At 46.4% G+C, this 343-nt stretch carries 1 protein-coding gene; it reads right to left on the reverse strand.

Annotation, left to right across the window (positions count from 1 at the left end; genetic code table 11):
* Window positions 1-343: hypothetical protein (locus AB4486_RS25520; protein ID WP_372119520.1), on the reverse strand; the 343-nt coding region annotated here is incomplete at both ends.

Consider the following 343-nt stretch of genomic DNA (forward strand, 5'->3'; position numbering starts at 1 on the left):
CCACTAAGGGGTATTTCGGGTTATTTTGGTTTGTCCATTGAATGATGTCATCGAAGCAATGACCCAGCCGAGTATTGCCAGCTGCTGCGCAGTTTTTGTTGCCGGGGCTTGAGGAGTGAGACACGTAAGGGCCAAACTCTTCGTGTTCCCATCTACCTCTATCGATCACATCCAATTCCACGATACCAAACCCCTGATCTAACCAATCCGTCAGCTTATCTCCATAGTCTTGGGTGTTATGTTGCTGCATGTAATAGATGTCACTGAATGTATGTTTACTTGGATCTACAGGTTCTACCTGAATGACTGATGCCAAGGCTTGAGAGCTTGCCAGTAAAGCTAG

The organism is Vibrio sp. 10N.222.55.C6 (genome assembly GCF_041473395.1).
Lineage (GTDB): Bacteria > Pseudomonadota > Gammaproteobacteria > Enterobacterales > Vibrionaceae > Vibrio > Vibrio crassostreae_C.